This window comes from Actinomycetes bacterium (genome assembly GCA_022599915.1).
GTDB lineage: Bacteria > Actinomycetota > Actinomycetes > S36-B12.
On the sequence record JAHZLH010000045.1, the window covers coordinates 19,756 to 27,021 of the forward strand.

Here is a 7,266-nt window from a genome sequence, read left to right on the forward strand (position 1 = left end):
GATCAGTCCTCCCTGTCCCACTTCGGCGCCAAATCGCGGGCGACCTTAATGTCGTCATTACTAGTGCCGGCCGCGACCATGGGCCACACCATCGCGTCCTTGTGCACCCGGAAGTCCACGACCACCGGACGGTCGTTGATGGACATCGCCTTTTCGATGGTGGCGTCAACCTCAGCCTCGTTGTCGCAACGCAGACCCACTGCGCCGTAGGCCTCGGCCAACTTCACGAAGTCCGGGAAGTCGTGGGATTGCAGGTCAGTGTTGGAGTAACGCTCGTTGTAGAACAGCGTCTGCCACTGCCGCACCATGCCGAGCGAGGAGTTGTTAATCAACGCCACCTTGATCGGAATGTTGTTGATGGTGCAGGTCGCAAGTTCTTGGTTGGTCATCTGGAAACAACCGTCACCATCAACCGCCCACACCACAGTGTCGGGCTGCCCGACCTTGGCGCCCATGGCCGCGGGAACCGCGTACCCCATGGTGCCGGCACCACCAGAGTTCAACCACGTGCGTGGGTTGGCGTAGTCGATGAACTGACTCGCCCACATCTGATGCTGACCAACCCCGGCGGCATAGATGGCTTCCGGTCCGGCAATGACACCCAGACGCTGGATCACATACTGCGGGGACAATGTGCCGTCATGTGGATCGTCATAGCCCAACGGGTAGGTCTGCTTCCAATCCGACACCTTGGCCAACCACTCGGCGAAGCCGGTGGTAGCGCCTGCGTCGATGCGGCGCTGCAACTCCGAGGTCAACCCGGCAATGATCGGGCGAGCGTCACCCACAATCGGGACGTCGACAGGCCTGTTCTTGCCAATCTCAGCCGGGTCGATGTCGGCGTGAATCACCTTGGCTTCTGGGGCGAAACTCGGCAGGTGACCCGTGACCCGATCGTCGAACCGGGTACCCAGTGCAATCAGCAGGTCAGCCTGCTGCAGTGCACCAACAGCCGCGACCGTGCCGTGCATGCCTGGCATGCCCAGATGCTGGTCGTGACCATCGGGGAAGGCCCCGCGAGCCATCAGCGTGGTCACCACCGGAATCCCGGTCAACTCCGCCAGTTCAAACAGTTCTTCGTTGGCGTCCGCCTTGATGACACCGCCCCCGACATACAGCACCGGGCGCTGGGAGTTCAGAATCATCTCCGCAGCAGCCCGCAACTGCCGCGAATGCGGCTTAGTGGTGGGCTTGTAGCCGGGCAGGTTGATCTGCTTCGGCCAGGTGAACGTCGTCATCGCCTGCAGGGCGTCTTTGCTGATGTCGACCAACACCGGGCCGGGTCGGCCAGTGGCGGCGATGTGAAACGCCTGCGCGATGGCCTCGGGAATCTGTGCCGGGTCGGTGATCAGGAAGTTGTGCTTGGTGATCGGCATGGTGATGCCGCGAATGTCTGCTTCTTGGAAAGCGTCAGTACCGATGGCCTTACTGGGCACCTGACCGGTAATCGCCACGATCGGCACCGAGTCCATGTGAGCATCCGCGATGGCGGTGACCAGGTTAGTGGCGCCTGGACCAGAGGTGGCCATGCAGACACCAACCTTGCCAGTGGCCTGCGCGTAGCCTTCTGCTGCGTGGCCAGCGCCCTGCTCGTGGCGGACCAGGATGTGCCGGATCCCGCTGGAATCCATTAGCGGGTCGTAGGCCGGCAGGATCGCCCCACCGGGAATTCCAAACACGACCTCGACCCCAGCATGCTCGAGAGATTTGACTAGGCTCTCCGAACCAGTGATCTGTTCGGTCATCACTACCTCACTTCGTCCCGGGCCGTCTCCACGGCCCGCTGCTGCGGCGCCTGGAACTATTGTCCCTTGGCACCCTACTGTGCGCTATCCCCCGCCTCATCCGCCCCGCCGTCGGGGATCGCCCGCTGTCGCGGGGCGGACTTTCGCTACCGAGGCGGGCGGGTCACCTGCCCCGGAAACGAAAAACCCCCCGGCCCGGTGGGGCATCGGAGGGTGGCGCGCCGGCTATTGCCGACGCGCTAGGTAACTACGAGGCGTGTTCTTCGCACGTTCCCATGGTGGGGCGGCAGACTCGATCCGTCAAGTCGATCCCCGAGGCGAGGCTGCTGCCAGCAGCCTCGCCACCTACAAATATTGCGTTTCGAACACAGCACGAGGCCGCTGCGGCAGGATCGGGGCATGACCCGCCGGCTTTATCTGGTCTCGCACTGGTGCGCCACTCACGCCAAGACCGTCTTGGCGCTATGGCTGCTGGTGTTGATCGCCGTCGTGGGGCTCAATAACCGGTTGGCGCCCGCGGGCCAACAGGACGTGGTGTTGCCAGGTACCGACAGCGCGCAAGCACAAACTTTGCTGGGTCGGGCATTCCCTGGGGTCTCCAGTGATGCGCAGCCACTGGTCATCGCCTGCCCCACGTCGCTGGATTCTGGCAATGGTGCCGCCACCCTCCAACGAGTAGAAGAAGCCGAGAAGAAAGTCGTCGGCGTTGCAGACGTCACCGGGCCGGATACCGACGCCAGCTTGCTGGCACCGGACAAGAAGACCGCCATCCTGCAGATCCAAGTCGGTTCTGCCTACATCGGCAAAGAAGACGTCGCTGAGGACATCTTGCAGACCGGTATCGATAACGCCCCGGAATGCCAGGTAGCCCTCGGCGGACTGATGGGTGAATCGTTGTCGCAGTCCGACAGTCGACTGTCCGAAGGCCTCGGTCTGATCATGGCGGTCATCGTGCTGCTAGTGACGTTGCGCCGGTTCGTGGCTGCCTTCGTACCGCTGGTCAACGCCATTGTCACCGTCGGCATCGGTACCGCACTAATTGGACTGCTAGGCCGGGCTGTCTTCATCCCGGACGTGGCACCGATCTTGGGCACCATGCTGGGGCTGGGCGTAGGCATCGATTACGCACTGTTCTTGATCATCCGGCATCGGGCGCTGCTGCGGTCGGGTTTCGAGGTCTACGACTCCATCGGCCGCACCTCCGGCACTGCTGGCGCTGGCATGGTGTTCGCCGGCAGCACCCTGATCCTGGCGTTGGGCGGTCTGGCACTAACCCAGATCAGTTTCCTGACGTGGTTGGGTCTATCGGCGGCGATTGTGGTGGCAGTAGCGATTGCAGCATCACTGACGTTCGTGCCGGCAGTCTTCGGTCTGCTCGGTAAACGAGTGATGCCAAAGGTGCATCGCGGCCGGCACAGTGAGGACGGCAGACACCTCGATCATGGTTTTTGGGCGCGGATCGCTGACTCAGTCACCGCGAAACCGTGGCGGCACGCTATCGCCGCCACCGGCATCTTGCTGCTGCTGGCACTGCCGATGACGCAGATGACCTTCGGGCAGACCGATGCGTCAGCACTCCCGAAGGACACCACCGCCTATCAGGCCAACGAACTCATCACTGTGGCCTTCGGTCCGGGACAGGCCGGACCTTTGGCCGTCGTCGTGCAGATGAATAAAGCTGCGGAAGCCCCGAAAGACACCTCCGACGTTCCCGCTGGCACCGATCCCCGCACCTACGATCCCCGGTTGATCTCGTTGGAAGATGACCTGCGGCAAACCTCGGGTGTGACGCAGGTGGGTGATGCGGTGGTCAGCGCCGACGGCGGCGTTGCCGTGATCTCAGTGATTCCCACCACCGGTCCCGCCGACCCAGCCACCCAAGACCTGGTGAACGACCTCCGCGACAACGTGCTGCCCGCAGCGACCAGCGGCCAGGACGAGGAAGCCTACGTTGGTGGCTCCACCGCGTTGATGATGGATCTATCCGATGAGATCGCAGCCGCACTTCCGATCTTCATCGGTGGGGTGGTGTTGCTGTCCGCATCGCTACTGTTGTTGGCCTACCGCTCGCTAGTGATCCCGATCAAGGCTGCGGTGATGAACCTGTTGTCCATCTGTGCGGCTTATGGCGTGGTGGTGGCGGTGTTCCAGTTCGGCTGGGGTGCGTCACTGCTGGGACTGGACGAGTTGGTTCCGATTGAGTCGTATGTGCCGATGATGATGTTCGCGGTGCTGTTCGGACTGTCGATGGACTATGAGGTATTCCTGCTGACCTCGTTCCGCGAGCACTGGACTCGCACCGGGGACATGGTCGCCTCGGTGCGTCGGGGCCTGGCTGATACTGGCGAAGTCGTCACCGCCGCTGCTTCGATCATGGTGGTGGTCTTCGCATCGTTCATCTTGGTGCCGGGTGCGGTAGTGAAGATGTTCGGCGTCGGCTTAGCCACCGCTGTGTTGGTGGATGCCACAATCGTGCGCTGCGTGCTGGTCCCGGCCTTGATGGTACTGGCGGCGAAAGCCACCTGGTGGCTGCCGAAGTGGCTGGATCGCGCCCTGCCGGAACTCAACGTGGAAGGCGATCCGGCCTCACTGGAAACCATTCATGAACCACTACCTGACGATCACCCCAGCACCGTTGCCGAAGCCACCGCTCCCACCGTCGGCTTAATCTGGGCGGCGATCGCGGGACTGGTGTCCTGGTGGATCTGCACCAATACGATTGCCCCAGATCCCACGGACGCATTCCTGCCGCTTGCCGTAACCATCTCGTCGATCATCGGAGCACTAGTGGTGTGGCTGCCACGAGGCGTCCCTGGTATCGGACGCGGACCAGCAGTTCGGGTGGTCATGTTGGTACTCGGCGGTGGTTTCGTCGCTGCCGTGTTCGGTCTACTCGCCGCACTGATCCCATTCACACAACACAACCAAGGCATGATGGCCGCCTGGGGATTGGTGCTGCTAGCACTCATCGGCGCCTACACTCCGGCCCGCAAATACGGTCTGCCGCTGATACTCGGCGGCATTGTTACCGGGGTGGCACTGTCGTTGGTCGATCTGACCGCGATCGGCCAAGGCAGTGTGATTCAAGTGTCGGTGCTGCCGCTGCTGTTGAGCGGCTTCCTGGCCATCACGTTGAATCGATTGGCCCGTACTCTGCCCAGCCCTCGGGAAGACGACGACGGTGATGCCGGTGATCCGCCATCACCCGCCGCCCCGGCGGAGAAAGTGGGGGCATCATCGTGAAATCGCTACTCGCACTCCTGACTGGATTCGGTCTCGTCATCGGACTCGCAGTGATGACCTCACCCGCTACCGGTCCTGCTGCCGGCGAACAAATCACACCTGAGGACACGTTGGTCAACGACGAGATCGTAATGGCCTCGCTCGATCCCACCGGGTTACCGATTGATTCAGAAATCATCAGCCGACTGGCCAGCACCGGTGGCGAGCAGCGCACCGTTTTGGACCCGACCTCCACCGCCAACGTCACCTACCTCAACCAGCGCGGCCGCCCAGTCGTCAGCGCAAACGGCATCGAGGTAGAAATCGGCGGACCCGAGCCGCAGTTGATTCTCACCCGGGCACTAGTGGACAAGCCGATGCCGCTGGCTATGCATGCCCAGTACACGTTGAACGACCAGATCATTGATCCGGAGCAAATGTTGGGAGCCTCCGGTGGGGCTCGCATCAAGTACACGATCACCAACATTGACGCCAAAGACCAGAAGATCCGCTACACCGATGCCGCCGGACAACCGCAGAGCAAAAAGTTGCCGGTGTTCGCTCCATTGGTGGGCACGCTGACCACGGTGGTCCCTGCTGACTGGGATCTGACTGATACCGGCACGGCAGCTGTGACCACCAACGAGCAGGGTGACACTGTGCTCGCGTGGAGTCTGGTGTTGTACCCGCCGTTGGGCGACTACACCCAAACTGTGGCCTTTGACGCAGTCGTGCGGAACGGTTCAGTGCCGCAAACGCTGCTCACGGCGGCCGCTGTGCGTACCAGCCAAGACCCTGCGGCTGAGTTCAGCGATGAACTGCTCACTAACTCGGTGTCGGCCAACCAAGAGTTGGCGTCCGGCGTGGACCAACTGAACGAACAAACTCTGGCACTCGCCCAAGGGGCGGCGCAGTTGTCCACCGGCATCACCGAGGCTGCGACCGGGGCAGATACCGCCAGCGCCGGGGTTTCGGATCTGTTGGTACCCGGGACCGAAAACGTCGCTGCCGGTAGTGCCGCTCTTGCGTTGGGGGCAGTCGATCTGGCGGAAGGCACCGAAGGCCTCGCCGTCGGCATCACCGAACTAGCCGAAGCCACTGAGGTTTTGGCCGAGGCCATGCCGGAGTTGACCGACGCCGCAACGGCGCTCACCAATGGTGCCGAGGAACTCGCGGATGCAGTGGGCAGCCCCAACGACCCACCGCTACCCGAGCCGATCAAACCCATACCTACGCCAACAACAATCCCGACCGAACCCAATGGCAACCCGATCTTCCCGACACCCTCGCCCGCTCCGACCGGCACCGTGACGCTGGAAACCCTGGTGACCACCTCGGTCGCCTTGTCCGAAGTCGTGCGCAACAGCCTGGTGACGATCAATAACGAACTCCTCGCGGTCAGAGAACAACTGCAAAGCGCCACAGCTCAACTGCAGCAGGGCGTCAATGCGTCATGTACGCCGTCATTGCCGACGCCAGACGGGTGTCCAGAACTGGTGAAGGGACTGGCAGAACTTGTTACGGCGCAAGTCGATTTGAAGAAACTCAGCCTGCGCGCTTACGTCACCACCGAAAGCGCCCAGGGTCTCTACCTGGCACTCACCCAGATCAAGACCGGCGTCGACGAGTTGTCGCTGGCGCTGCGCAGCGGATCGAACAATCCCAGCGAACAGGGGCTAGTTGAAGGCCTGGAAGACCTCAGCGCTGGGATCGAGGCCGCCGCCGAAGGGGCCGAGGCGCTCGACGAAGGTGCGCAAGCGTTGGACGAAGGTGCCGAGGTCGTGGCCGATGGGGGCCAAGAACTCGCCGTCGGTAGCGAGGAGTTGGCGGTAGCAGCGGGTGAAGTCGCCTTTGGCACGGTGGAAGTGTCCGCTGCCCTGACCGAACTAGCGGTCGGTTTGAACGATGCGGCTAGCGGTGGTGACGCGCTAGCGGCAGGTAGCGCCGAGTTGCAGAGCCAAGGCACCGAGGAACTATATGCCGAGATCGTGGCCTCCAGCGACGATCCCGCCCAAGCCAGTGCCTACCTGGCAGCGTCGAATAGCCGTGCTGACAGCGCCCTGCCCTACGGGGCGCCCGAGGGTGCGGTGGGCAACGCCGCCTATGTAATGACCATGGCGGCAGTCACACCCTCCGACACCAACCCGTGGCTGCTGCTCGCCATCGGCCTGGTGGTCTTGGCTGCAATCTCCGGCGCGGTTTTGAAACGCCTGCAGGATGGATAGTGGCTGCGATCTCGTTGCCTAGCACCGCCACCTGGCTGGATTTCCAGAGATTCACCGAGTCGTGAGATCCGACC

Annotated in this window: 3 protein-coding genes; 2 read left to right on the forward strand and 1 reads right to left on the reverse strand. The window is 62.5% G+C overall.

Features of this window, described 5'->3' with window-relative positions:
• Nucleotides 1-2: 2 nt before the first annotated feature.
• A complete protein-coding gene (locus K0U62_07525; protein ID MCH9801363.1) occupies nucleotides 3-1,745 on the reverse strand; it encodes an acetolactate synthase large subunit in 1,743 nt (580 codons plus the stop codon).
• A gap of 399 nt (nucleotides 1,746-2,144) precedes the next feature.
• Between K0U62_07525 and K0U62_07530 the strand changes: the two genes are divergently transcribed.
• Nucleotides 2,145-4,988 (forward strand): MMPL family transporter, encoded by a 2,844-nt coding sequence (locus K0U62_07530; GenBank protein ID MCH9801364.1) that lies wholly within the window; start codon nucleotides 2,145-2,147, stop codon nucleotides 4,986-4,988.
• Complete coding sequence (locus K0U62_07535) at nucleotides 4,985-7,192, forward strand: hypothetical protein (protein MCH9801365.1); 2,208 nt, start codon at nucleotides 4,985-4,987, stop codon at nucleotides 7,190-7,192. Before K0U62_07530 ends, K0U62_07535 begins: the two co-directional genes overlap by 4 nt.
• Nucleotides 7,193-7,266 lie beyond the last annotated feature (74 nt).

Coding starts and splice junctions, on each gene's coding strand:
- K0U62_07525 (MCH9801363.1), bottom strand. CDS start 1,745: ATGACCGAACAGATCACTGGTTCGGAGAGCCTAGTCAAATCTCTCGAG.
- K0U62_07530 (MCH9801364.1), top strand. CDS start 2,145: ATGACCCGCCGGCTTTATCTGGTCTCGCACTGGTGCGCCACTCACGCC.